Origin of the sequence: Mucilaginibacter lappiensis (assembly GCF_050433765.1) — a bacterium.
GTDB lineage: Bacteria > Bacteroidota > Bacteroidia > Sphingobacteriales > Sphingobacteriaceae > Mucilaginibacter > Mucilaginibacter lappiensis_A.
In genome coordinates, this window is sequence record NZ_JBNPWP010000004.1 from 189,099 (window position 1) to 214,782 (window position 25,684).

Here is a 25,684-nt window from a genome sequence, read left to right on the forward strand (position 1 = left end):
TCAGTTTATTAATAAGTGGTTTTATTCGCTGCAATTAATTTCATTATCTGACATAGTCATACTATGGCTAATACCAGGGGCGGTCCGAAACGCTCCTGGTTTACTTCACAGATAATTGAATAGAGAAATGGGAGTGTAAAACTATTCCATAACTGTGATCCTCCTTCCTGTAATTTTAAAGTGAACCTTTCCTATCTTTTCAAGATGATGCAATAATTCGTTAATGCTTTTAGACCGGTAAAATGTGCCGCCAAAACGCTGGTTTTCAAAATTGCCCTGATATTCAATATCCGCATCATACCAGCGCGATACTTTTTTCATGATTGTAACAATACTCTCGTCATTAAATACAAAATATCCATTTTTCCAGGCTATAGCCTGACTAACGTTGGCTTCTGAAACTGCAATAACATCCGTACGGTTGCTTACCACAGCCTGCTGCCCCGGTTTCAATAAACACTGCTTGTTGTTTTTGCTGATCTGGACAGCGCCTTCTAATAAAGTAGTAGTAAGTTCTTCATCATCATTATAGGCGGCTATATTAAAATGCGTACCCAAAACTTTAACCTGCATCTTATTATTGATACTTACATAAAATGGTTTTTCCTTATTCTTGGCAACTTCAAAATAAGCTTCGCCGGTAAGCTTTACACGCCTTTCATTGCCTGTAAATTCTATAGGATAACTTATGGAAGATGATGAGTTTAACCAAACTCTGGTGCCATCCGGAAGTTTTAACTGATACTGACCACCCCTTGGTGTGGATAATGTATTATACACAACAGCGTTAGCTTCAGGACTTATACTATCAGCCAAAGTGTTGTAAACAAGTTCGCCTTTATGAGCTTTGTTTACCACAGTTCTGCCCGATTTTGCAAGCATTCCATCGGCTATGCTATCCAATAAAATAACTTTCCCGTTGGCCAGTGTCAACGTTGCTTTATTACTGCCGGGTAAAATTTTTGAAGACCGAACCACGGCTTTGTTATTTTGGTTGGCTATATGATTATACCTATTAAGTAAAAAATAGAAGCCAATACCACTAAAAAAAATAATAAGAGCCGCAACCCTTATCCAATTGTGGTATAATTTAACTATTAATTGTTTGTGATTAATTTGCTCAATAGGTTTATTGGCAAACCTTGGGTCGGCTTTAATATGCTCCAGCACTTTATTAGCCCGCAAACTGTTAAATTTTGGCCCCTTATCAAGCATCAGCATCTGCTCGTCAATAATATCGGCTATTTGCTCCGAATCATGATTACCCAGATAGTCAAGCAGCTCAATACAATCAGTATCGCTTATGGCATTGTTAAAATACTGATGTAATAAACGCTTAAGTTTATCTTTGTTCATGTCCTTTGGTTTATAATATCCCCCTGAAGGGGGTTGGTGTGTATAGAACACACAGATTAACCGATAGGACTAGTTGTAAATGAAAAAAAATCAAATCCGGAAAAACAAGGTTATTTTTAAGGTCATGAGCAGGTAGCTCAAATTATTCCTTAAGCGCCGAATCCCAATGCTCTGCAACCTTTCCGTTTTCAATACGGAGCATTTCAAACGAGGTTGTTGTGTAGTTTTTTGCCGGGTCCTTTGGGTCGCGATGCACTGCTTTAAAACTAAGTACTACCCGGTCTCCCTCTGCAACGATAGCGATCAGAGGGCCTTGAATGGTATCAACAATAGGCCGGGCCTTTGCAAATTTTGAAAAGAAATCAATAAAGCCTTGCCTACCTGTCGGCACATTCGGATTGTGCTGGATATAAGTTTCCAGCATATATTGCGGGGCAAGTTCCAAATGGCCGCCCTCCAGCACCGAACGCCAAAAATCGTACACGATTCTTTTGTTTTTAGCCAGTTTGGGGTCCCTGCTGTACAGCATCGATTTTTGGCTTTGTGCAAAGACAGTTGTACCTAAAAAAAACATACAACCAAGCAATATTAATTTCTTTTTCATTGGGTTTATCTTCTTATGGTTCTGGTAATTGATAATTTAAAGGAAGAATTAACGCAGTAAATTTTATGATCAGATTACTCAAATCTATAAATAGTTATTATCTGGTTATTATCATAAAAAGTTAAAAAGTGTTAATAGTTTAAGTCTTCATTAAAAATGGGAAAACCGCCTTATCAAAAAAAGATCAGATCCGGAAAAATAAGGCTAAAAAGAAGATAAGATCAGAATATTGCAGGTGAGATTTCAAAGTTTTGAGTGCTTCAACCATGTGATTTTTTACAGTATTAGGCGAAATTTGCAATTGATCTGCTATTTCTTTATGCGACAGGTGCTCAATACGGCTTAACCTAAAGATCAGTTGTTGCTGCTTTGGAAGCTGGTTAATGATCTTTTCTGTAAATTGTTCCAGATCATGTACCAATACATCTTCTTCCGTGTTATTATGTACGGTTGCGATATAGTTAATTAACTTTCCTGTAAGTTCTCTTGATTGGCAAATTTGCCTTAATGTATTTAGCGATAACCTTTTGGCAATAACATACAGATACAACCATATATTCCCCTCCGGGTTTAGCTTTTGCCGGCTCATCCAAAGATTTATAAAACACTCCTGCACAATTTCTTCACTCTGTTCTCTATCTTTTAAAAACCTGAATGCCAGCCTGTAAACTTTATCACAATACGTTTCATAGATAATATCGAACGCAGACTCATTGCCTGCAATCAATTCTTGAATATGATTGCTGTTAATACTCTTATGCACTTTACTCTTCAGTTTATAATTAATTGGTTTCTAAATATAGAGAGTAAATTCCAATTTTACGTTCCATTGCTGATTTTAGCACCCCTACATTAACACTACTAATAGTAAAATTGTACCCTTTATAAGCTTATGCTTAAAAACAGATCGCATTGGTAAAAACAACGGCCCGGTTAATTAACGGGCCGTTGTAAATTCAAAATATAAGATCAGTATTCAGAATTTTTTAAGGGAACTTAACCCCGTTATAGCTTGAAATATCAGCCAACGGAATCGACGAGCCATATCGGCCATTAATAGCCTTTATAAATTCATTAGCCACTATGGCATAACCACGCGGTGTTAAATGCACCCCATCTAATGAAAATAGCCCCCCGCTGATGTAGTTGGAGCTTACATTTACACCGTTAACAGCCAACCCGTGAGCCTTAATATCATTTAAAAAAGTATAGGCATCAAAAACAGCCAGCCCCTTGGATGCCGCCGCGGCTTTAATGGTTGTGTTATAGGATGTAACATAATCCTGCGTAAGTGCTACTTCGTTTTCATCAAGCACATATTTATTTTCAATAGGCGTGTATGGTGTTAAACCATATGGCAAAGTTCCAACTGGTGTGGTTACCGGCGATCCTATTAAAGCTGTGCTAAAGGTAAGTATCACCAGATCCTTAGCGGTTGCCACTCTTGGGGCATATGTACCAGCCGATACAAGCGCGTTTACATAAAGGGCCTTTACAGTTGGATTAGCTTTTTGTACTCCCGCCAAAATAGCCGGAATAGTTATGGTGTTAAAATAGGGTACAGCCGTAACATCCGGGATAGTTGCCACAGCTCCTTTTTGGCCCGCTGCAGTTAGTTTGCTTATAGATAGGTTGTACAATTGTGAAAATAAACCTTTATCTGTAAGTACATCACCCGCCCCGCCGCTTGTAGCGTATAATAAGGCATCGTTATTACCCAGCCAGTCGGTAAAAAAGGTAAATGGCTTTGCCGTAACAAAATCAAGATAAGTAGTGGTATTCGCGGGGGCGCTTCCTGGCAGCAATCTTTCAAAAAAGCCGTTTAAATTACCATAAGGCGCATAGGTTATTTGCTGTAATTTAATGCCCGGTACACCATAATTGTTTAAATCGCCGCTATATTTTGTATACAGAATTACGTTGCCAAAACCAGGAACCGTTAATTGCCCGTGTAAAGCCAAATTAGCTGTAACCTGTTCTGTTTTGGGTGTACCGTCGGCGTTAAAACCGGCTAATTTTAAATACCCTGAGCCGTTAGCCTGATCAGTATTAAATAAAGGCTGTGTAAACGTGCCACCGCCCGCGCTTTGCATTTGTTTGGCAATAATGCTGGGATAAGAGTTTAATTGTCCATCGCGGTACAGGCCACCATCGGCATAACCTGCGGTAAGGGAATTACCCACAGCAATATATCTTGAAAAATCTGCCGTTCCGCGCGATGGGGTTGGTGTATTGATACTGGTTTTACAGGCAGCAAAGCCTAATAAACCCGTAACTAAAAATATATGGAGATATGATCTGAAAGTTTTCATCTAATTAAGTGTTTAAGTTTACCAGTGATAAGCAAGCGATATGCCGGGGATGTAGACATTTGTTTTAAACGTACCAGATAATTGCGACTCAATATTGGTTTGAGTACGGGCCTTCAGGTATTCGTATTCAAACGACAGATCCAGATCAAGGTGCCTGGCCAGTGTATAACCTAAGCCAGCGGTAACATAATAGCGATTGGCATCGGGTGCCTCGGGTGTAACATAACCATCAGCAACTGCTGAGGTAGCATAACCACCGCCAAAGCGCAAGGCCAGTTTACTGTTAGCTTTATACTGTGCACCGCCCCTGTAACTCCACGCATCCTTGTAGTTTCGCGGTGAATAGGTATCCTGTAATGCCGATGTGTTTGTTGCATAATCAAATGCCAGTACCTTATACACATCCCAATTGGTAAAATTCACATCGAGGGCCAGTGTCCATTTGTCTGACGGATAAAATCCAAACCCGATGGAGGAGGTTGACGGCAATGGAAGTGTGGTGGTAAACGTGTTTGGCTGCGGAAAAATGGATTGTAATGATGCCGGTACATTAAAAATAGCGTCGCCATTTTTTACAGTAGTATTCACCCGTGATCGATGTGTTATACCGACGGTGATCCCAGCTTCTGTTTTTACATATATCCCTGCATTCCAACCGTAGCCATGGCCTTTCCCCTTAAGCTCGGCTTGCCCCGGCTGCCCCGACGCGTTTACCAATGGGATAGCCCTGGTTAAATCCACATCGCCGTGATTATAAACAAACCCGCCGCCTACACTCAGGAAATCGGCTAACTTGATACTTAAAGTTGGCTGAAAGTAAATTGCTTTCAGGTTAAGGCTTTGCAGTACGTATTTCCCTGTCCAGGTGTTACCCCAATCGGTTAAACCACCAAACGGTGTATAAACTCCTAAACCTAATTTCCACCAGGAATCCTTAGGACCCCAGACAGCATAAAAAGTGAACGGAGTGGCTATCTTGTTTTTGGTACGAAACTGATCAGTAGTACCACTGGGATTAAAATCAGACTTAAAAAGTAACGGGCTAACACCTGCCTGTACATAATTTTCCGGGAGCATAGCTACGGCGCCAGGATTAAATAAAACAGAAGCGCCATCTTGCAATAAACCTGTGCCAGTATGTCCCATGCCTATCTGTTTCTGTCCGTGAAGGTTAACCTGGAAACCCTGGGCAAATACCATAGCAGGCATTATTGCGAATAGCAATAGTATAAGTTTTCTCATAATAGAATATAATTGGTTTATAATATGCAGCTTGTTTTGGGGGAACAAACCACATTTTTAAAAAAATAAAATTAGGATGGTTTGAAATGAAAAAAAGGGCAGCAGTGCGGAGATATTAGTCAAAAAGTCGGATAAAACTTAATTATTATATAATTAAAGAAAAATAGTATTAAATATAGTTGCCGAATAATTAACACTTTTAATAAATTCAGCAATAAAATTATATCTTTCCGTTACATGAGTAAAAGTTCCAAATATGTAAGTAAAAAGGTTGGACAGCTAAGCCTATCCAAATTTGCCGATCTTTATGCAGACAAGTTGGTAAGCCCGGAATTTTTTATAGCCGACGAAAAACAACTATTAAGTTTAAGTGAATACCCCTACCGTTCTGATGGCTATATTATAGGCATCTGTACCCGCGGAACCGCCCAGGTTGAGGCAAACCTACAGGTTTATGAGGCCCGGCAGGATGCCATGCTGCTCGCTACACCCTTCCATATTTTAAGGATCTATAACAGCAGCGATGATTTTTTATGCAGGTTCATCGTTTTTTCAAAGGCCTTTTTAACCGAAAACAATGTTAACAGTCATTTCCTGGAATCATTCAGCTATTTTAAAAGCGCATCACTCCCGGTGATCTATCCTGATCATGAGGATGCCAAAATGCTGCTTGATATTTATTTATTGATGCAACAAAAGTTAGCTCGCGAAGATCATCCCTATCGTATGGAGATCTCCAGGAGCATGTTAACTACCATGCTTTACGAAGTAGAATCTATTTACGAAAAGCAACACGTAATAATAAAAGGAAAACAAACCCGAAAGCAGGAATTAAACGTACTGTTTCAGGAACTTGTTTTTCATCATTATAAAGAGCACCGCAACGTACAGTATTATGCCGATTTGCTTTATGTTTCACCAAAACACTTAACAGAAACCATTAAGGAAGTAACCGGCCGAACAGCTGGCGAATGGATAGACGATGCTGTAATACTGGAAGCTAAGGTACTGCTCAGAAATCACGACATCAGCATTGCCAGGGTAGCCGAAGAGATCAACTTTCCGGATCAATCCTCATTTGGTAAGTACTTTAAAAAACATACCGGTATGTCGCCTTCTGATTACAGAATGGTAACTACACATTAAAAAAAGCATCTTACGCTCGTCTGCGATCCGAGATGTTGTGGGGAAATAAAAGAAAAGCGGAGGTTGTGCGATTCCTTCCCTGGGGAAGGGGAGGTAGGGATTTATAAGCTATAAAGGTTCAATCGCTCTTAGAAACCCCTCCCTGCCATTACACAATCCGCTGCACCCCTCCCGTGGGGAGGGAATGAACACGGAGATTATAATCTTTCGAACACTTATTGTCGCAGACGAGCGCAAGTTCCATTCCTCTTTCCGACTTTTTGACTAATATCTCCGCACTGCAGCCCTTTTTTTCGCTCCCCAAGCCCTCTAATTTTACTCCAGATTATAAAACCAAATAAATTGCTGTCCGTAAAGCTTGTTGAGCTGGTATCAGATAGCTAATGCCGAAAGCAATTATCACGCTATGTAAGGCAATGAATATAAAATATTCATTTGCAGAAACTTAGCTCTTTGTATTGTGTACTTAATTAAAAAAAGAAGCAGAAGATCATAAAAGTTAAATATTTAATCATGAGTGCAACTGAATCTATAAAAGCTATAAAGGGTGGTGAGTTCCTGATCAGGGAAACACAGGCAGATAGTGTTTTTATTCCGGAAGAGTGGAACGAAGAGCAGCTAATGATCGCAGAAACATGTACCAATTTTCTTGCACAAAACGTAGTCCCTAATTTAAACCGTATTGATGAGCAGGAAGAAGGTTTAATGCCCCATTTAATGGAAGAGGCCGGTGCGCTTGGATTGCTAAGCATTTCCATACCTGAACAATACGGTGGCTTTGGTAAAGATTTTAAAACCTCTATGCTGGTTACCGAAAAATTGGGTGCAGGCAATTCTTTCTCTGTTGCTTTTTCGGCCCATACCGGCATAGGTACCCTGCCTATTTTATACTACGGTAACGATGCGCAAAAGGAAAAATATATCCCAAAGCTGGCCAGTGGCGAGTGGAAAGGCGCTTATTGTCTTACCGAACCTGGTGCAGGTTCTGATGCCAACTCGGGCAAGGCAAGGGCAAAGCTTTCTGCCGATGGTAAATACTATTTACTTACCGGTCAAAAAATGTGGATCACCAATGCAGGCTTTGCTGATATTTTTACCGTTTTCGCGAAGATTGACGACGATGAAAACCTAAGCGCCTTTATTGTAGAGAAAGATTTTGAAGGACTTTCATTAAATACCGAAGAGCACAAAATGGGTATCAAAGGCAGCTCAACCCGGCAGGTATTTTTTAACGACTGTAAGATACCTGTTGAAAACCTTCTATCAGACAGGCAAAACGGTTTTAAGATTGCAGTAAATATTTTAAACCTGGGCCGCATTAAATTAGGCGGTGCTACCGTTGGTGCCAGTAAGGAGGTCATTACTTCGTCCATTCGTTATGCCAATGAGCGTGAGCAATTTGGCCGCCCTATTTCAAAATATGGTGCTATCCGTTATAAACTGGCTCAGCAGGCTATCAGTGTTTATGCTTCAGAATCTGCCATATACAGGGCCAGTTCAAATATGGAAGAAGCTACGGAAATGTACGAAGCATCCGGTCTTGATGAGATAAAAGCCAAGCTTAAAGGAACAGAGCAGTTTGCCATTGAAGCAGCTATTATAAAGGTACATGCTTCAGAAACGCTTGATTATGTGGTTGATGAAGGTGTGCAGATCTATGGCGGCATGGGTTACAGCGCCGAAGCTCCTATGGACAGGGCCTATCGCGATTCACGCATCAACCGGATCTTTGAAGGCACCAATGAAATTAACCGTATGCTCACGGTTGATATGATGCTGAAACGTGCCTTAAAAGGTGAGCTCGACCTGATGGGTCCTGCTCAAAAGGTTGCCGGCGAATTGGTAAGCGTACCTGACTTTGGTGGTGCAGGAGATGAAGACCTGTTTACTAAAGAGAAAAAATACATAGCCAATTTCAAAAAGGCAGTGCTCATGGTAGCTGGTGCCGCGGTACAAAAACTAATGGCACAATTAGGTAAGGAGCAGGAAGTGCTCATGTGCCTTGCAGATATGCTTATTGAGCTTTACGTGAGCGAATCATTACAGTTGCGCGTTGAAAAACTGGTTGGCCTAAAAGGAGAAGATGCCTGTAAAGAACAATTAGACATGATGCGTGTTTATATCAATGACGCCGCCGAACATATAGCCAAATCGGGCAGGGAAGCGCTTAACTCATTTGCCGAGGGCGATGAACGCAGAATGATGCTGATGGGTCTAAAGCGCTTTACCAAAACCGAAGATATTAACACCACACAGGCTCGCAGAAATATTGCCGCTAAACTAATAAGCGCGAATAAATACTGCTATTAGGTCTGATAACCCAAACCCCTACCTCTCCAGAGGAAAGGGAGTGTTCTACACTCGACGCTTCCCGACAAGAGGATGATAGAGCCTCCGCTGCCCGATGGCAGGGAGGCTCAGAGGGGCTTTCAATGTGATTTTCCATCTGCTAACAAACAACTCCAAACTTAAAGTATGAAGATATTAGTGTGCATAAGCCAGGTGCCTGATACAAGCACTAAAATTGTATTAAAAGACAACAATACCGCTATAAACAAACAGGGAGTTACGTATGTAATAAACCCTTATGATGAATGGTACGCGCTAATCCGGGCGCTTGAACTGAAAGAAAGCGGCATTGCAACTGATGTGCACCTGATCACTGTTGGCAAAGCCGATACAGAACCGGTGATCAGGAAAGCGCTGGCTTTAGGTGGCGACGAAGCTATCAGGATTGATGCTGACAGTAATGATCCTTATGAAACCGCTAATTATATAGCAGAATATGCTAAAAGCGTAGGTTATGACCTGGTCCTCTGCGGTAAAGAATCTATCGATTATAACAACGGTGCTGTGGGTGCCATGCTTGCCGAATTGCTTGATACTGATTACATAGGCTTTGCAAGCAACATCCAGATAGAAGGAAACATCGCAACTGTAAAACGCGAAATTGAAGGCGGCGAAGAAACCAACACCTGTAACTTACCACTGGTTATTGCGTGCCAAAAAGGAGTTGCCGAAGCCCGTATCCCCAACATGCGGGGTATTATGGCTGCCCGTACCCGTCCGCTAAAAGTGATTACGCCTGCTGCTGTTAATGCGGTGACGGATATTTTGTCATACGAGTTACCACCCGCAAAGGCAGGGATCAAATTGATTAGTCCTGATGATATGGACGAACTGGTAGAACTGCTGCATACCGAAGCAAAGGTTATATAAGCGGTCTTTTTATTTAACTAAAACCTATAAAAAATGTCAGTAATAGTATTGGTTGAACACACCGATGGAATCATAAAAAAGAAGAGTTTTGAAGCTGTACAATATGCTTCCGGTATCGCCAAAAAAGCAGGAACAACAGTTACCGCAGTAGTTTTAGGCACGGTTGCCGATAATGAAATGGAAAGCCTGGGCCAATATGGAGCACAAAAAGTACTGCATGTTGCTGATGCCCGTTTGGATGAACTTCATGCAAGGGCTTATACAAGCGCCTTATTCGCAGCCGCTCAAAAAGAAAATAGCAAGATCATTATAGCGCTGCATGATATAAACGGTCGTGCTGTTGCACCTCGATTGGCCGTAAAACTTAATGCCGGTTTGGTTGCTGGTGCATTATCCTACCCTGATACAGATAAAGGGTTTGTGATCAAAAAAGCCGTTTTCTCAGGCAAAGCATTTGCTTATCTAAACATCACCAGCGATGTAAAAGTAATCACACTGATGCCTAACACTTTCCCGCTGAACAAGGTTGATGGCAAAGCATCCATTGAAAAACTGGACATGAGCTTTGTTGATAAGGACTTTGGCATTAAAGTTAAAGAAGTCAATAAAATAACTGGCGAGATCCCGCTCGGCGATGCACAGTTGGTAGTATCCGGCGGCCGGGGTATGAAAGGCCCTGAAAACTGGGGACTGATTGAAGACCTGGCAAAAGAACTCGGCGCTGCAACAGCATGCTCTCGCCCGGTAGCCGATGCCCACTGGCGCCCCCATCATGAGCATGTGGGGCAAACAGGTGGTACCGTAAGGCCCAATCTGTATATAGCGGTAGGCATTTCAGGAGCTATCCAGCACCTGGCCGGGGTTAATGGTTCAAAAACCATTGTGGTAATAAATAAAGATCCTGAAGCGCCGTTTTTTAAAGCAGCTAACTACGGTGTTGTTGGTGATGCCCTGGAGGTTTTACCAAAACTTAAGGAAGCAGTAAAGAAATTCAGGCAAAATCATAAATAATAAGGCTATGAACGTTTTTTATGAAGGACAGATATTATGGTCGCAAATTGATGCAAACCAGCATATGCGGCATTCTGCTTATGCTGACGTTGCAGCACAGGCCAGGTTAAATATGCTCGAAAGTCTGGGCCTGAGGCCAACAAAACTTTTCGCCTTTAAAATTGGCCCGGTGTTGTTTAAGGAAGAATTGGTTTATCTGCGCGAAGTAACACTAAACGACAACATAAAAGTAACCTGCGAGGTAACCCAATCACGGCCTGATGGTTCCCGGTGGTCTATCAGGCATGAGTTGTACCGAAGCGATGGCGTTAAGGCCTCCGTAATTATGGTTCATGGCGCCTGGATTGATATGGAAAAGCGCAAGCTCGCAGTATTACCCATTGAGTTAAGCCAACTATTCATGAAAGCCCCGAGAAGCGCGGACTATATAGAGCAGGGCGCTCATGCAACTAAATCCTGACAACTAAAATAACTATGACTGATCAAAAAATAGACTTCGAAAACGCGATTGCCCAAAGTAAGCAGCTACCTTCCCGCCCCAACAATGAAAACCTGCTGCGTTTATATAGTCTGTACAAGCAGGCAACAGAAGGTGATATCAATACAGAAAACCCGCCGGGCATGTTTGATTTTGTAGCCAGGGCAAAGTATGATGCCTGGTTAAAACTCAAAGGCGCCCCTGCTGATAATGCTATGCGGGAGTATATTGATTTGGTGAAAGAGTTGGCAGAGAAATAACTATCTTTAATAAAACAATTTATAACAAGGCAAATAGAATGTTCCGAAATTTTGACAAATGTTTCCGTCATTTAGACCTTTGTTAAACTTCGCTAAAAAGGATATTTGTTTATTATAAACCAATACTAAATTAATTTTTAACCTGTCTTGTAATTCTGTTTGTCTCTTTAAAAAGGGTGCAACTTATTACCGCTGTTTATTACAGCTCCGTAGCTAAGTCTGTATCTTATTTTTTAATCGGACCTATTTAATTATTTAGTAATAACCAAGCAAAACTATGTCATCACCTAAACAGTATTTCGCCCGATTAGTATTAATCCTGCTAACTATCACCTCAGTAAACATCGCAGCCAAAGCTCAAACCGATAAAATTGAAGGTCTGTGGTACAACGATATCAAAAGTGCCAAAATACAGATCAGCAAGGGTGCCGATGGCAAGTTTAACGGCAAAATAGTATGGCTAAAGGAACCATTAAAAAATGGTAAACCTAAAACCGATGAGGAAAACAAGGACGAAAAATTGCGCAGCAGACCAATCATTGGTTTACACATATTGGAAGGTTTTGTGCCTGATGGTGACGACAAATATACCGACGGCAAAATTTACGATCCTAAAAACGGTAAAACTTACTCCTGCAATATTACTTACAAAGGCAAAACATTAGCCATTCGCGGGTATGTTGGCATCTCACTTTTTGGGCGTACAACTACCTGGGAAAAGGCTGAATAATTAAATAATGAGGAATGAATGGTGAATGGAATATAAAGTTTTCAAAAACAGCTGATTTCAACTCATTACTCACCACTAACTAACTTATATATGGATGCTAAACGAATTATAAAAAAAGTAGCTATTCTGGGCTCTGGTGTAATGGGTAGTCGTATTGCCTGCCATTTCGCAAACATCGGTGTGCAGGTATTGCTGCTTGATATTGTACCAAAAGACACACCTGCCGGGGATAAAAAGGCCCGGAATAAAATAGTTAATGACGCGCTCGATTTCGCCTTAAAATCAAACCCCTCTCCCATCTATCTCAAATCATTCGCCAGGCGCATAACAACTGGGAACTTTGAAGATGATATGCCCAAAATTGCAGAATGCGATTGGGTGATAGAAGTGGTGGTGGAACGTTTGGATATCAAACAACAAGTATTTGAAACGGTTGAAAAACACAGGAAACCAGGCACACTCATCACCTCAAATACATCAGGCATCCCGATCCATTTAATGGCCGAGGGGCGCAGTGAAGATTTTAAGCAGCACTTTTGCGGCAGCCACTTCTTCAACCCGCCGAGATACTTAAAGCTATTAGAAATCATCCCTACAAAAGATACTTTATCTCCGATAGTAAGTTTTCTGATGGAATACGGCGAGAAGTTTTTGGGTAAAACCACCGTACTTGCTAAAGATACCCCTGCCTTTATAGGCAACCGCATAGGTGTTTTCAGCATCATGAGCGTATTGCATTATGTTAATAAAATGGGGATGACGGTTGAAGAGGTTGATAAATTGACCGGCCCGGTAATTGGTCACCCAAAATCGGCAACTTTCCGTACCAATGATGTAGTTGGTTTGGATACCATGGTGCACGTGGCCAATGGCCTCAGTAAAAACGCCCCGGATGATGAAGCGAAGGAATTATTTGCAATTCCCGAATTTGTAAACGGTATGCTTAAAAACAACTGGCTGGGCAGCAAAACCGGGCAGGGATTTTATAAAAAAGAAAAGGTTGACGGCGTAAACCAATTCTTCGCGCTTGATTTGAAAACGCTGGAATACAAACCATCCCAAAAGGTAAAGTTTCCTTCATTGGATACCACTAAAACAGTCGACAGTTTAAAAGATAGATTAAAAATCCTGTTTGCGGCAAAAGATAAAGCCGGCGATTTTTACAGAGCTACCTTTTACCAGCTTTTTGCCTATGCCAGTAATCGCATTCCCGAAATTGCTGATGAACTTTATAAAATAGATGCTGCCGTTAATGCCGGCTTTGGCTGGGAAATGGGTCCCTTTGAAAAGTGGGATGCCTTGGGCGTAGCCGATACCGTGAAAGCGATGGAAGCTGCAGGCAATAAACCAGCCCAATGGGTATATGATATGCTTGCCTCAGGTGCAGAGAGTTTTTATAAAATAGCCGATGGCAATCGTCAGTATTATGATATCACATCAAAAACTTACAAGGTAATTCCGGGTACAGAAAGCTTTATTCTGCTGAGCAATATCCGCGAAGCGAATACGGTATGGAAAAACAGCGGCACTACCATTACCGATATTGGCGATGGTATCCTTAACCTGGAGTTCCACACCAAAATGAACACTATTGGCGGCGATGTGATTGAGGGTATTAACAAAGCCATCACCCTTGCCGAAAATAGTTATAAAGGATTGGTGATCTCCAACGAAGGAACCAATTTTAGTGCCGGTGCCAACGTAGGCATGATATTTATGATGGCTGTTGAGCAAGAGTTTGATGAGCTTAATGTGGTTATAAAAGCTTTTCAAAACACCATGATGCGCATCCGGTATTCTTCCATCCCGGTGGTAGCGGCCCCGCACCAGATGGCTTTAGGTGGCGGCTGTGAGCTGTGCCTCCATGCTGATAAGGTAGTAGCCCATGCGGAGTTATATATGGGATTGGTTGAATTTGGTGTCGGCCTGATCCCTGGTGGTGGCGGTTCTAAAGAGTTTGCCCTCCGCCTGTCAGACGAATTACAGGATGGCGACATTGAACTGAACAATTTCCGCGACCGCTTTTTAACTATAGGCCAGGCAAAAGTTTCCACTTCTGCTTATGAAGCCTTTGAATTTGGCTATTTGAAAAAAGGCCGTGATGTAGTAGTAGTATCACAAAACCGCTTACTGGCCGAAGCTAAACAACATTGCCTGCAGCTTGCTAATGACGGCTATGTACAGCCCGTTCAACGCACGGATATCAGGGTACTGGGCAAACAGGCATTAGGCCTGGGTTATGTGGGCGCCAATACCATGTACAGCGGCAATTACATCAGTGAGCATGATGTGAAGATCTCGCAAAAACTGGCCTATGTATTGGCTGGCGGCGATCTGTCACAACCATCATTGGTAAGCGAAGAATATTTACTGGGTTTGGAGCGGGAGGCTTTTGTTTCCCTCTGTGCAGAGCGCAAAACACTGGAGCGCATCCAATCCATTATAACAGGTGGCAAGGTGTTAAGGAATTAGATTTTTAAGTATCAAGTATCATGATTTATATAAAGCATTCAAAAGTCTTGATACTTGATACTAAGTACTCGATACTAAATACGATTAAATAAAAAAGATATGAACGCATATATAGTAGCCGGCAGTCGCAGCGCAATTGGAAAAGCAACCAGGGGCGGCTTCAGGTTTACCCGGCCTGATACACTTGCTGCAGATGTAATTAAACATTTGATGGCATCGGTGCCCAATGTGGATAAGGAACAGATTGAGGATGTAATTGTGGGTAATGCAACGCCGGAAGCAGAGCAGGGTTTAAACGTAGCTCGCCTAATTTCGCTGATGGCTTTGGATACCGATAAAGTACCCGGCATGACCGTAAACAGGTATTGCGCATCGGGCCTGGAAACCATAGCCATAGCATCGGCCAAAATACATAGCGGCATTGCCGACTGCATTATTGCAGGCGGTGTAGAAAGCATGAGCCTGCTCCCCATGGGCGGCTGGCGCATTGTACCCAATGCTGATGTTGCTCTTGCTCATCCCGATTATTATTGGGGCATGGGCTTAACAGCCGAGGCTGTGGCAAAAGAATATAAAATTGATCGTGAAGAGCAGGACCAGTTTTCTTATAATTCGCATCAAAGGGCAATAAACGCCATAAAAGAGGGCAAGTTTAAAGATGAAATAGTACCCTTAAGTATTACGGAAACCTATATTGATGAAAGTGGCAAAAGAAAACAAAGGGAATTTAAAGTGGATACGGACGAAGGTCCGCGTGCAGATACTTCGCTTGATGCACTTGCCAAACTTAAACCGGTATTTGATGCCAAAGGCGTAGTTACTGCAGGCAATTCATCGCAAACAAGTGACGGCGCGGCTTTTGTAATGGTGGTAAGTGAGCGGTTTTTAAAAGCGAATAATTTAAAACCTATTGCAAGGCTGGTTAACTACGCTGTAGCAGGTGTACCGCCGCGTATTATGGGTATTGGGCCGCTGATAGCTATCCCTAAAGTGCTAAAAATGGCTGGTATGAAGCAACAGGATATTGACCTGATTGAATTGAACGAGGCTTTTGCATCACAATCATTAGCCGTTATTAAAGGTCTGGATCTTGACCTTGACCGCATTAATGTAAATGGTGGAGCTATAGCGCTTGGTCACCCGTTGGGCTGTACGGGAGCAAAATTATCTGTACAGCTATTTAATGAACTAAAACGCAGAGATAAAAAATATGGCATGGTTACTATGTGCGTAGGTACCGGACAGGGTGCCGCGGGCATTTTTGAATTATTATAACGATTTACTTTTTAACTGTTAGGTATATGAAAAAAGCGGCCAGATTGTTTGATTGCATGGAGATCCAGGCAAAAGAACCCAGGGTGAGTTTATTGAACGCCAAAGTAAACGGTGACTGGAAAGCATACAGCACACAGGAAGTTCATACCCTGATTTACCAGTTAGCCATGTCGCTTTTGGATATGGGTGTTTCGCAGGGCGATAGTACAACAGAAGGCCGGGATAAAATAGGGCTCATTAGCAATGGGCGACCCGAATGGCTGATAACCGACCTTGCCGTACAACTCATAGGCGCTATATTGGTGCCCTTATATCCCAACAGTAACCCCAAGGAGCTGGAACAGATCCTGAACGAAGCAGAGGTAAAATACTTGTTTGTTAGCACAAAAGAGCTGTGTGGTAAGGTAAACGAAGTCCGCTTAAACATCCCGTCGCTAAAGGCTGTTTATACTTTTGATCAGATGGAAGATTGCCCTAACTGGGCCGAACTCTTTAAACCATTACAGGAGGGTTATCGTGAAAAGTTATCTAAAATAAGCGATACCATAACAGAAAATGATGTAACCACCATTATTTATACATCAGGTACTACGGGCCGGCCCAAAGGTGTAATGCTTACCCATAAAAATATTTTAACCAATGTTATGGCCTCCGGCGAGGTGCTTTCACAGATCCCCATAGAACAGAAAATAGCACTGAGCTTTTTACCGCTGAACCACATTTTCGAAAAAATGTGCACGTACATTTATCTCTTCTTTGGATTTTCCATCCATTATGCCGAAAGCATGGATACCATTGGCGCCAATATGAAAGAGGCTAAACCTTACATTTTTACCGCGGTACCACGACTGCTGGAAAAAGTGTTCGAGAAAATTATGGTACAAGGGCAAAAGTTAACCGGTATTAAAAGAAAGATCTTTTTATGGTCGATCACAGTTGCTGAACAGTTTGAGATCAATAATAACAACCTATGGTATAAAACTAAATTGGCCATTGCCGATAAGCTGGTTTACAGCAAATGGCGTAATGCCATTGGCGGCAATGTAAAAGCCATAGTTATAGGAAGTTCTGCCTGCCCTATAAAGCTTGAAAAAATATTTACAGCCGCCGGCATGGTTGTTTTGGAAGGTTATGGGCTTACTGAAACTTCGCCGGTAATTGCAGTTAATCATTACCAAAAAAGTGGTAGAAAATTTGGCACTGTAGGCCCGTTACTGAGTGGAGTACAGGTTAGGATTGCTGATGATGGCGAGATACTTTGTAAAGGCCCTAATGTTATGGTGGGATACTACAAAAACCCAGAAATGACGGCCGAAGTTATTAGGGACGGCTGGTTTTGCACCGGCGATATTGGGGAACTGGATAAAGATGGGTTCCTTAAAATAACAGATCGTAAAAAAGAGATCTTTAAAACATCGGGTGGTAAATATGTGGCTCCCCTCCCTATTGAAAATAAAATGAAAGAGAATCATTTTATTGAGCAGATGATGGTAGTTGGGGCCGAAAGAAAATTTACAGCAGCACTCATCGTACCCTCCTATACCAATTTAAAACCCTGGTGCAAGCAAAACGATATTGCGTTTTCATCCAATAATGAGATTATAAAGGATAGCAGGGTTGTAGCATTATATCAATCTATAATAAACGCTTTTAATCCCGAATTTAATCATGTGGAACAGGTTAAGAAAGTAACCTTAATGCCTGATGAATGGTCGATAGAGAGTGGAGAGCTTACCCCTACCGGCAAAATGAAACGGAAAGTGATCACAGAAAAATATAAAGCCGAAATTGATAAAATGTATACAGGCGAAGAACATGAAAATCCGTCCCTGGTACACTGATATTTTGGGGCAAGAGATAAGAGCCAGGAATCAAGGCAAAAAAACACGCTTAATTCCTGGCTCTGACATCCCTGGTTCTTGATTCTTAACTCTTGATTCTAATCAACATGACCACATTCCAATTAACCATAAACGACCGGCTGGCTATTGTAATGCTTGACAGAGGGCGTTCCAATGCTATTAACCACCAAATGGTTAAAGAGCTGATAACCTGTATTCAATCACTGGAAAGGGATAATAATGTAGGCGGCCTGATTTTAACAGGTAAGCCCGGTTTCTTTTCATCGGGCATTGACCTGATTGAGGCTTACGAATATGATGAGGAACAAAGCCGTGCTTTATGGACAGACTTTTTGTTACTGCAACGCCTGCTGGCGGCTTTTAAAAAGCCAATGGTGGCTGCTATTAGCGGCCATAGTCCTGCCGGGGGATGTGTAATGGCCATTTGTTGTGATTATCGCGTGATGGCCGATGGCGCATTCATCATTGGTTTAAATGAGATTCCGGTAGGTATTATCGTACCCGATAGCGTTTTTAACTTGTACGCTTTTTGGCTTGGTCAGCATAAAGCTTACCAGTTTTTGATGGAAGGCAAGCTCCTAAAAGTTAATGAGGCGTTTGATGCTGGTTTGATTGATGAGATAAGCCCGGCCGAAAGCCTGATAACAACAGCCGAAAGAAAGATCAGAACTTATATGCAGCTAAACCCAATTACCTGGAGCCAAAGCAAGCTAAACCTGCGTAAGGAACTGATGGACAAACTAAATACCGACCAATCTGCAACTTTAAACAATATGCTGCAGCAGTGGTGGGCGCCCGAAACCAGGAAAGGCCTGCAAATGCTTATCCAGAATTTAAAATCAAAATCAACAGCAGCCCAATAATTCATTGATAATGAGCGACAACAGTACAGCAACGACTACAGGTATGTTAAGGGATAATGCCCTGAAAGGAAAGACCATTATTGTAACCGGTGGCGGCACCGGCCTGGGCAAGGCAATGGGAACCTACTTTTTAAAATTAGGAGCCAACCTGGTGATTACCAGCCGCAAACTGGATGTATTAGAAAAAACCGCTGCCGAAATGGAAACAGAAACTGGCGGAAAGGTTTTAGCCATAGCCTGCGATGTACGCAATTATGACCATGTTGAAAAGATGCTGCAGCAATCCATCGCTACTTTTGGTCGTGTTGATGGCCTATTGAACAATGCCGCGGGCAATTTTATTTCGCCAACAGAACGGTTGTCGGCAAACGCGTTTTCGGCTGTTATTGATATTGTGTTAAAAGGCTCGGCCAATTGTTCACTGGCCCTGGGTAAGTACTGGATAGCCGAAAAAATACCCGGCACCATCCTCAATATCATTACCACCTATGCCTTTACAGGCTCGGCCTATGTTGTGCCATCGGCCTGCGCAAAGGGCGGAGTGCTGGCCATGACCCGGTCGCTGGCCGTAGAATGGGGAAGACACGGCATCCGTACCAACGCTATAGCGCCAGGCCCGTTCCCAACCAAAGGCGCATGGGAACGTTTACTGCCCGGCGATATGGCACAAAAATTCGACTTTAAAAATCGGGTTCCGCTTAAACGGGTTGGCGAACATCAAGAATTGGCTAATCTGGCCGCATTCCTGGTATCTGATTTTTCGGGCTACATTAACGGCGAAGTGATCACTATCGACGGCGGCGAGTGGCTGCAAGGTGCCGGTCAGTTCAGCGGGCTTGAAATGGTACCTGATGCCATGTGGGACAGCATTGAACAGGCAACACGCAAAGCATAGTTTGTTATTCTTATCTTCTACTACCTCAATTTAACGTAAAATTCAACTAACTCACTTTACGCGTGAGTTGACATGCCTGTTAAAGCGATCTTTAAAAACCCATACTTGACATAGAAAAGTAATATTAAAGATTTGCTTTTGCAATTTAATACCAATCGGTATATTTGCTGTCATGATTAAGGCATCATCAAAATCAGAACGTACCAGGAACTTTATTATTGAAAGCACCGCCGAGGTCTTCAATAAGAAAGGCTACGCCGGCACAGCGCTGTCTGATATCACAAGCGCCACTGGTCTGTCTAAAGGCTCTATTTACAGTAACTTTAAAAATAAAGAAGAAGTTGCATTGGCCGTTTTTGATTTTAATTGTTCCAGGCTTTCAAAATCAACAAAAGAACAAACTGACTTAGCTCAAAGCTACCACGATAAATTAATGGTTTACGCCAAAGTTTACCGGAAAGTATCAGGAGGCAGGATTAACCGGGGAGGTTGCCCCATATTAAACACAGCTACAGAAGCAGACGATACCAATAATTTATTAAAAGACAGGGCAGCAAAGGCCATACTTCAATGGAAAAAGAATATAGTACAGCTCATTGAACAAGGAATTGATGCAGGCGAATTTAAAGCAGAAGTAGATCCGCGCCAAACGGCATTGTCTGTTATCGCCTTAATTGAAGGTGGTGTAATGATATCCCGGGTTACCGGTAATCCTGCCAATATGGATAACGTTTTGCAAACCGTAGAAATGTTGATCAGCCAAATGAAAAAGTAAAAAAATTTAATCTATAAAATACCGATTGGTATATTATAAAAATATCCATACGATTAAATATCATATACATCATACCCAATTTCAATTAAATATTACAATTAAAAATATACCAATCAGTATAAAAATGACTCCTTTAAAACGACAAATACTTTTGATCACCGTAATTGCGGCAGCAATTATGGAGCTAATAGATACATCTATTGTAAATGTGGCCCTTAACTATATGAGCGGTAACCTTGGTGCCACGTTAGAAGATATTTCCTGGGTGATAACCTCCTATGCTATAGCCAACGTGATCATTATTCCTATGACCAGTTTTTTAGTTAATAATCTTGGGCGAAGGAATTATTATATTGGTTCTATCATACTTTTTACTGTTTGTTCTTTTTTGTGTGGTAACGCTACGGGAATTTGGGAACTGGTGGCATTCAGGTTTCTGCAGGGCTTGGGTGGTGGCGCCCTGCTCTCGGTTTCAGCTACCGTTGTTTTTGAATTATTTCCAAAAGAAAAGCAGGCCACAGCCAGTGCCTTATTTGGTATAGGGGTTTTCATCGGTCCTACTATTGGGCCAACACTGGGAGGTTATATCACAGAAAATTATTCATGGCCCTGGATTTTTTATATTAATATTCCTATCGGGGTAGCTGCAGTGATTTCATGTTTGTTCCTTTTGTATGAACCGTTGATCAAACAAAAAATAGCTAAAGTTGACTGGACCGGCATCATGTTACTGATCATCGGAATCGGCTCGCTCCAGGTGGTGCTGGAAAGAGGGCAAACAGATGATTGGTTTGCAGCTGGTTATATTATTTTCCTAACCGTGGTTGCCGTTATTTCGCTCACTGCATTTATTATATGGGAGCTATATACCGAAAACCCGGTGGTGAACCTGCGTATATTACGATTCAGATCATTGAGCATAGCCGCTGTGCTCACCTTTATTACCGGGATAGGTATGTACACTTCCATTTACCTTACCCCAGTGGTTGCGCAACGTTTACTGGGCTTTACCCCCACCCAATCAGGACTGTTGCTTTTGCCCGGCTCTATTGTGGCCGTATTGGCATTGATAGTTACCGGAAAATTACTGCAAAAGGGAGTTTCGGCCGCTTTGATAGTCTTCTTTGGTTTTTTATGTTTTATTTATTTTAACTGGTCTATGTCAAGAATCAACCTGGAAACCCCGGCTATTGACATTACCTTAAATTTGATATTCAGGGCAATAGGTATGGCGTTGCTCACTGTTCCCTTAGGTACATTGGCCGTGTCATCGCTGGAAGCTAAGGATATGCCACAAGGTACCGCGTTAAACAATATGATGCGGCAATTAGGTGGTTCTTTCGGCATTTCCATTATCAATACCTATGTAGCACGCCGGATAGCCTCGCACCGTGTTGATCTCATTACCCATATTACTGCTGATAATCCGATCTCGGTTAGCAGGATCAACACATATACAGGAGCATTTCAGCAAAAGGGCTTTAGCCTGTTTGATGCTCAGCAAAAAGCAATGGAGCTGATAGAAAAAGTTGTCATAAAGCAGTCTTCATTCTCCAGTTACCTTGATGGCTATTTTCTGATCGGCCTGTTTTTTGCCATAGTACTACCTTTACTGCTTTTTGTTGCTAAAAGAGATAAAAAAAGGCCTCTTGTGATCCCTTCGTCGGATCATTAAAAATGGGTTAGATATTCTGATGTACAGGTTATCACCCCTATTTTTGATATACCCTTACATAATCAATTTCAAAATGTTTTGGGAAGGGGGTTAAAGCCGGATCTCCGCCATTGTCGCCGCCTATAGCCAGGTTAAGCAATATGTAATGCGGTTGTTCAAAGGGGTTAACCTTGCTCCCATCCTGGTTAATTAGATCATGCAGCTCTACCCGGTTCATCAACTGCCCATCAACATACAAGCTAATGGCATTTTTGTCCCAATCCATTTGCCATATATGAAACTGTTTGGACCAGTCGGGGTTAAAAGTTTCCAGCGCTTTGGTTTGGCTATACCATTTAGCCTTATGGCGGGTTGCCGTTCCGCAGGCTATATTGGCCAGCAGTTTATTCCGGTAATATTCCATAATATCAATCTCGCCATTTGAGGGCCACTCGCCCGACACCCCAAGGGTCCAAAAAGCCGGCCATAGCCCTTCATCCGTATCAATACGCGCCCGCATCACAAACCGCCCATACTGCCAGCTATGCAAGCCTGAGGTATTAAGGCTGGCTGATGTGTATTTAATTTCAGGTCTGCTGGTTTTCCAGTTATTACTTTGCGGAAGATAGCCGGGATTGGCTAAATCTTTTTCTTGCCGAGCCTCAATAACCAGCGTGCCGTTGTGACAACCGGCATTTTGAGGCTGGTACCATTGCAATTCATTATTACGTACAAAACCGTGTTCAAATCCCCAGTTGTTAGCATCGGGCTGTCCTTCGTTATTAAATTCATCTGCCCAAACCAGTTTATAACCTTCGGTAGTATCCCTTGGGCTTTGCTGACATTTAGCGGTAAGCGGTATTCCAACTAATAATGCCAGAAAAAGTATGACATATTTATTCATCGTTAATATTTATCGTTTTAATGCCCCGGCACTTTTTTGTTTATAATAGTTACCTGGCGGTGGGTTTCCACTCCAATACCTGTATCGGCTGGGGTGGAATATTTGCCTGGCCTTCGCCATCAACCTGTACTACCTTTTGCACAAACAGATCAAGCACTTTTTTATCTCCCCATAACCCGGTGTCGTAAGTTGGTTCCCAGGCCCCAACACTTGCTGCAGACAGGTCATTGACCTGCCATTTATTACTATTCAGATCACGGATTATCGCTACAGAAACTTTGTCGCCACGCTCCGCGTCGCGGAAGATCAAGGCTGCCGCCATATGTTTACCCAAACTCCATGCAATGATCTGCGGGCGCGATATGGGGATACTTTTAGTTCCCCCACCGCTAAGGCTAAAGGCCGTTTTGCGAAAACCAAGGTTACTTACCTGCCATTTACCAGCGTTGTTATAAACTAAATGATACTGTGGTACGGTTTGCCCTTCTTCGCGCCAGTAAGTGGCGATAAAAGGATTACCTTCATCATCAGCAAACATGGATGTTTGGTTAATCAGTTCACTTTTTTGAGGTATTTTACAAGCATACTCGGCAGAGGCGGCTGTTATCGGTAAAACATATTTTTCGCCGGTCGACCTTTCCCAGGTAAGTCCCCCATCCTTTGAGCGGGCGTAGCACATATCATGATTACTGGCTACATCGGGGCTTTCGCGCCATACCCATGACAGGTGAATAGTGCCGCATTTATCAATGACCATTTGCCAGTAAGCATTTCGACTTCCCTCGCCATCAATTAAACCATCCTGTACCCTGCTCCATTTTTTAGTTGCAACGATATAGCGGTTCAGCATCAGATTGCCGTTGCCCGAAGCACCATCCCGGTAAAGGAATAACAGGTCGCCACCGGGCAGTTTATAAAATTCCGGATACGATACTTTGTCTTCCTTATCACCGGTCATAGTTTTTTTTGCGGATAGGCTGAGACTGCCGGGTGATATACTCATTGCGTAGTTTAAAGGTTGGTTATGATGCCCCCAGGTTACATGAAGATAACCGGCTCCGTCTGCAATGATACAAATGGCCTTATGCGCGTCGGTTGCGTCGCCTTTGTAGGCTGTGCGCATGGTTTGCCAATGATTAAAGCCGGTTTGCCGTTTGGCCAATACCACAAACTGATCATTATCATAATAAGCCGCGTATTGCGTGCCTTTATAAGTTACCAGCGAGTTTTTACGAAAGATAACCGTGTTGACCGAGTTATTTGCCCAGCCCATGCCAATTGTTGTAGTTTTAATGGGTATAAGCTGTGCATAGCCCGGTAACTTAATATAGAAAACTACAAAGAGAAACAAACACCATTTACATATAGTCATAAACCCGATCAACAAAATGTATTACACAGGTGTAAAATAGTAAGAATTAACAAAGCAGTTTTGCCTACCCTGTTACTTTTTTTAAGATTCGGATCCTTCCGGCCGAATATCCTGCAATCTGCAGTGTTTCGTGGTCTGGTTTAAAATTTGGCACCACAATTTCAATGCTCTTTTGTTGAAAATATGATACTTTACCATCCTGGTTAACTTGTAAAGGGCTTGCAGGATCATTATTTTCAAGCATCATTTTCATCAATTGGTTACTTTTGCTCAACTCCAAAACAGATTGCCCAATAACCGACTTTTCGCTCAGGTTCAGGATTTTTTTCGCTTCCTGATTAATAAATAAAATTTCCTGTTTTTCATTGACCCCCAACACGGCATAAGGGGTCTCTTCTATCAGCGTTTTTATCTGCAATTCTGCCGAAATTGTTTTGGAAAGGCCGGTATCTTCCTGTTCACTGAGCCTGGCAGCCATTGTATTATATGCTTCGCCCAATCGGGTAAACTCTTCGCTTGTACTAAAATTAAGCCGGGTATTATAATTTTTTCGACTAACCTGATCAAGACCATTTGTCAATTCGAGAAGCGGATTCAGTATAAATCCGGGGAAATTAACAATTAAAATAAAAAGGATTAAAAAGGTGATAAACACTATACTCCCAAGGTAAAAGGCGGCCTTACTCACCGTTGAATGGGTATAATTATTTTTAAGTACGATTGCCTGCATGTTTAAACTTTCGATCTTTTTCAATTGCAGGTGCGCATTTCGTTTTGCTTGTTGTTTTTGATTTAAATCTGATGAGGGATTGATGAGCAATGTGAAGGCTTTGCGCAGATCTTCTGTTGTTGCTTTTTCACCTGGTTCTGTGATATTATTTTCCTGCTTCTTAAGGGCTGTCTCAAATGTTTCAGACTCCCGGGATGTTAATGGCAGATCATTTTCATCTAAAACCGAACGCATTTCCTGAGTAAATAGTAATGTTTCGTAGTTGTTTTTTAAGGTAACATTTGAAGTTCCAGATATCACTTTGATGTAGTAAACAGATACAACACCAAAAATCAGCACAGCTACAAACAAAAGGCCGAATCCTAATAGAAGCTTTTTTTTGATTTTCATGACTATACAATGAAGTTGGTTAAAACATTATTATAGTTCGGTCTGGTATAGATTACCAAGTAAAGATAATTAAAAATCTGTCCTGTTTATAAGTTCAATTTTTAATAACTCTGATTAGCAATTGCTACATGATT

General features: G+C 42.0%; 22 protein-coding genes. 14 read left to right on the plus strand and 8 right to left on the minus strand.

What is annotated here, in order from left to right:
- Nucleotides 1-141: 141 nt before the first annotated feature.
- The 5 genes from M2273_RS14020 to M2273_RS14040 form a co-directional block, all read right to left on the minus strand.
- Nucleotides 142-1,356: a FecR family protein gene (locus tag M2273_RS14020; protein ID WP_429397817.1), complete on the minus strand. Its 1,215-nt coding sequence runs from the start codon at nt 1,354-1,356 to the stop codon at nt 142-144.
- A 142-nt stretch (nt 1,357-1,498) separates the two neighbouring features.
- Nucleotides 1,499-1,960, minus strand: coding sequence for a nuclear transport factor 2 family protein (locus M2273_RS14025; RefSeq protein ID WP_429397819.1), 462 nt, complete (start codon nt 1,958-1,960; stop codon nt 1,499-1,501).
- Between the two features lie 184 nt (nt 1,961-2,144).
- Nucleotides 2,145-2,723 carry an RNA polymerase sigma factor gene (locus tag M2273_RS14030; protein WP_429397821.1) on the minus strand — a complete coding sequence of 193 codons (579 nt, stop codon included), beginning with the start codon at nt 2,721-2,723 and terminating at the stop codon, nt 2,145-2,147.
- Between the two features lie 223 nt (nt 2,724-2,946).
- Nucleotides 2,947-4,272 (minus strand): SGNH/GDSL hydrolase family protein, encoded by a 1,326-nt coding sequence (locus M2273_RS14035; protein ID WP_429397823.1) that lies wholly within the window; start codon nt 4,270-4,272, stop codon nt 2,947-2,949.
- Nucleotides 4,273-4,290: 18 nt separating this feature from the next.
- Nucleotides 4,291-5,514 carry an OmpP1/FadL family transporter gene (locus tag M2273_RS14040; protein ID WP_429397825.1) on the minus strand — a complete coding sequence of 408 codons (1,224 nt, stop codon included), beginning with the start codon at nt 5,512-5,514 and terminating at the stop codon, nt 4,291-4,293.
- A gap of 237 nt (nt 5,515-5,751) precedes the next feature.
- Between M2273_RS14040 and M2273_RS14045 the strand changes: the two genes are divergently transcribed.
- The 14 genes from M2273_RS14045 (at nt 5,752) to M2273_RS14110 (ending at nt 22,175) form a co-directional block, all read left to right on the plus strand.
- The gene (locus M2273_RS14045; protein WP_429397827.1) at nt 5,752-6,660 is read left to right on the plus strand and encodes a helix-turn-helix domain-containing protein; all 909 of its coding nucleotides are present in this window, start codon (nt 5,752-5,754) and stop codon (nt 6,658-6,660) included.
- 513 nt (nt 6,661-7,173) lie between these two features.
- The gene (locus M2273_RS14050; protein ID WP_429397829.1) at nt 7,174-8,970 is read left to right on the plus strand and encodes an acyl-CoA dehydrogenase family protein; all 1,797 of its coding nucleotides are present in this window, start codon (nt 7,174-7,176) and stop codon (nt 8,968-8,970) included.
- A 165-nt stretch (nt 8,971-9,135) separates the two neighbouring features.
- Complete coding sequence (locus M2273_RS14055; RefSeq protein ID WP_429397831.1) at nt 9,136-9,879, plus strand: electron transfer flavoprotein subunit beta/FixA family protein; 744 nt, start codon at nt 9,136-9,138, stop codon at nt 9,877-9,879.
- A gap of 33 nt (nt 9,880-9,912) precedes the next feature.
- Nucleotides 9,913-10,890, plus strand: coding sequence for an electron transfer flavoprotein subunit alpha/FixB family protein (locus tag M2273_RS14060; protein ID WP_429397833.1), 978 nt, complete (start codon nt 9,913-9,915; stop codon nt 10,888-10,890).
- Between the two features lie 7 nt (nt 10,891-10,897).
- Nucleotides 10,898-11,350 carry an acyl-CoA thioesterase gene (locus tag M2273_RS14065; protein WP_429397835.1) on the plus strand — a complete coding sequence of 151 codons (453 nt, stop codon included), beginning with the start codon at nt 10,898-10,900 and terminating at the stop codon, nt 11,348-11,350.
- A 14-nt stretch (nt 11,351-11,364) separates the two neighbouring features.
- Complete coding sequence (locus tag M2273_RS14070) at nt 11,365-11,628, plus strand: acyl-CoA-binding protein (RefSeq protein ID WP_429397837.1); 264 nt, start codon at nt 11,365-11,367, stop codon at nt 11,626-11,628.
- Nucleotides 11,629-11,905: 277 nt separating this feature from the next.
- A complete protein-coding gene (locus M2273_RS14075) occupies nt 11,906-12,358 on the plus strand; it encodes a DUF2147 domain-containing protein (RefSeq protein WP_429397839.1) in 453 nt (150 codons plus the stop codon).
- A 90-nt stretch (nt 12,359-12,448) separates the two neighbouring features.
- A complete protein-coding gene (locus M2273_RS14080; RefSeq protein WP_429397841.1) occupies nt 12,449-14,830 on the plus strand; it encodes a 3-hydroxyacyl-CoA dehydrogenase/enoyl-CoA hydratase family protein in 2,382 nt (793 codons plus the stop codon).
- Between the two features lie 99 nt (nt 14,831-14,929).
- Entirely contained in the window at nt 14,930-16,105 is a 1,176-nt protein-coding gene (locus M2273_RS14085; protein WP_429397843.1) for an acetyl-CoA C-acyltransferase, read from the plus strand.
- Nucleotides 16,106-16,131: 26 nt separating this feature from the next.
- On the plus strand, nt 16,132-17,946 hold the full coding sequence (locus M2273_RS14090) for an AMP-dependent synthetase/ligase (protein WP_429397845.1): 1,815 nt from the start codon (nt 16,132-16,134) through the stop codon (nt 17,944-17,946).
- Between the two features lie 107 nt (nt 17,947-18,053).
- Nucleotides 18,054-18,830: an enoyl-CoA hydratase/isomerase family protein gene (locus M2273_RS14095; protein WP_429397847.1), complete on the plus strand. Its 777-nt coding sequence runs from the start codon at nt 18,054-18,056 to the stop codon at nt 18,828-18,830.
- A gap of 10 nt (nt 18,831-18,840) precedes the next feature.
- Nucleotides 18,841-19,725 (plus strand): SDR family oxidoreductase, encoded by an 885-nt coding sequence (locus M2273_RS14100; RefSeq protein ID WP_429397849.1) that lies wholly within the window; start codon nt 18,841-18,843, stop codon nt 19,723-19,725.
- Between the two features lie 172 nt (nt 19,726-19,897).
- A complete protein-coding gene (locus tag M2273_RS14105) occupies nt 19,898-20,500 on the plus strand; it encodes a TetR/AcrR family transcriptional regulator (protein WP_429397851.1) in 603 nt (200 codons plus the stop codon).
- Between the two features lie 124 nt (nt 20,501-20,624).
- Complete coding sequence (locus M2273_RS14110; RefSeq protein WP_429397853.1) at nt 20,625-22,175, plus strand: DHA2 family efflux MFS transporter permease subunit; 1,551 nt, start codon at nt 20,625-20,627, stop codon at nt 22,173-22,175.
- Between the two features lie 37 nt (nt 22,176-22,212).
- Here the strand turns inward: M2273_RS14110 and M2273_RS14115 are convergent, their stop codons facing one another.
- From M2273_RS14115 to M2273_RS14125, 3 genes are all read right to left on the minus strand, one after another.
- A complete protein-coding gene (locus tag M2273_RS14115) occupies nt 22,213-23,058 on the minus strand; it encodes a glycoside hydrolase family 16 protein (protein ID WP_429397855.1) in 846 nt (281 codons plus the stop codon).
- Nucleotides 23,059-23,107: 49 nt separating this feature from the next.
- On the minus strand, nt 23,108-24,331 hold the full coding sequence (locus M2273_RS14120) for a BNR repeat-containing protein (RefSeq protein WP_429397857.1): 1,224 nt from the start codon (nt 24,329-24,331) through the stop codon (nt 23,108-23,110).
- 163 nt (nt 24,332-24,494) lie between these two features.
- Complete coding sequence (locus M2273_RS14125; protein WP_429397859.1) at nt 24,495-25,550, minus strand: PAS domain-containing protein; 1,056 nt, start codon at nt 25,548-25,550, stop codon at nt 24,495-24,497.
- Nucleotides 25,551-25,684 lie beyond the last annotated feature (134 nt).